The following is a 1,843-nucleotide window of genomic DNA, read 5'->3' on the forward strand; positions in this document are numbered from 1 at the left end:
CCGCCGTGACAGGGCGGCGCGCTAACCAACTGCGCCACAGGGCCTTAAATGCCGTGCTCAACTTTCTGGATTACCAGCGCTGTGCACGAGTTGTTACTCTACAGAACAGCGCTGAACATAAGCAAATCGCCAGTTCATGGCAGATATTTTAAGTTGAAAACTGACATCCAGCCCCGGGTCTCGGGGCATCCTAGACTGTGGCAAAAGCTCTCCCCACCAAACCCGGGTAAAGCCCCCCTCTCCCCCAGTGACACCGATGCGAGTTACTGACTACGTTTATGACTGGCGGCGTTGGGGCGATGCAAGTTACTGACTACGTTTATGACAAAAATAGCCCGAAAAATGGCCTGAAAGTGTCATAAACTCATACAGTTTCACATTTGCAGCCCGTAGTTTTTGGCTTCTCACCAGTCACCATCTTGAGAATCAGACACACTTTTTGTCCATTACCCACGCCGACGCCGGGTTAAGTAAAGAAAAGTGTGTCCGCATGCCACCATAACCCCAGACCACACACCACAAATCACCAAAGAATAGCTCCCCGAAAGCTATTACCCACACCATCCCGCACCTCCGGCCACATTTGTGCTAACCGCACACCGGTTGGATTAAAGGATGACCACCAACCGCCCCAGCTGCCCACTATGCGGCAACAACACAAAGAAAAACGGCACCACCAGCAAATCAACCACCCGTTGGCGCTGCACCCACTGCGGACACTCCTTTACCCGCAACACCCAAACCCACAACAAAAACACCGCCACCATGGCTTTGTTCATCCAATGGGCCACCGGCACCCAATCTCTAACCACCTTCGCCGCACACCATGGCGTAACCAGGCAAACCATGCACCACCGATTCCGATGGTGCTGGTGGATCATCCCCACACCCACCATCGACTCATTCCGCATCCATGACCAAATCTTCCTCGACGCGACCTATCTAAAGTCCGGATGCCTCCTGATCGCAGCCAGTAAAACCCACGTCATCAACTGGACCTGGGCCAGACACGAAACCACCGCCGCCTACACCGAACTCCTACGCCCCATTGCCGCACCACTAATCGCAGTCACAGACGGCGGACAAGGTGCCCAATCAGCCATCCACCACTGCTGGCCAACAACACGCATCCAACGCTGCCTCGTCCACGCCCAACGAACAGTCCGCCGCCACACCACCAGCAACCCCCGCACCGATGCCGGCAAAACCCTCTACCGCCTAGCCCTGAAACTCACTCGCATCACCGACCTTGACCAAGCATCCACATGGGTCGCCCACCTGCACGAATTCGACCACACCTACCGGGAATGGATGAACGAGAAAACCACCATCAAAGACCCTGCTACCGGCGCCTACACCAAGGTCTACACCCACCAACGCGTCCGAGCGGCCTATCAATCATTGCTATCTCTGCACCGCAGAGACCTGCTGTTTACCTACCTGCAACCCCCACCAACAACCATCGACCCCGACAACCTTGCAGCAACAACAAACAGCCTCGAAGGTGGCATCAACGCCCCCATAAAAGAACTAGCCCGCAGACACCGCGGACTATCACTACCGCATCAACGCACAGTGATGGATTGGTGGCTGTATCTACATACAGAAGTCCCTGACGATCCGGTCAAGATCGCCAGGGACCAACGATGGGGTCAAGACGCACTTTCCACAGCAACAGACCTGATCACCCACAACACCACAGCCACTACCAATGACATCGGTGCACCAGCAGAATACGACACCGCCATCGACACCAGCTACCAACACAACCTCGGCATCCAAAAAGGCTGGATCAAATAACCGCAACACGCCCGGAAAAGACACACTTTTCTTTACTTAACCC

At 54.9% G+C, this 1,843-nt stretch carries 1 protein-coding gene; it reads left to right on the forward strand.

Annotated features, from left to right (window positions below; translation table 11 throughout):
- Positions 1-615 precede the first annotated feature (615 nt).
- On the forward strand, positions 616-1,800 hold the full coding sequence (locus tag ADB02_RS08925) for an IS256-like element IS3503 family transposase (RefSeq protein WP_011018353.1): 1,185 nt from the start codon (positions 616-618) through the stop codon (positions 1,798-1,800).
- Positions 1,801-1,843: the final 43 nt, after the last annotated feature.

The organism is Corynebacterium sp. 212_CJEI (genome assembly GCF_001055915.1).
In the GTDB taxonomy this organism is placed as follows: domain Bacteria; phylum Actinomycetota; class Actinomycetes; order Mycobacteriales; family Mycobacteriaceae; genus Corynebacterium; species Corynebacterium jeikeium_D.

Coding starts and splice junctions, on each gene's coding strand:
- ADB02_RS08925 (WP_011018353.1), top strand. CDS start 616: ATGACCACCAACCGCCCCAGCTGCCCACTATGCGGCAACAACACAAAG.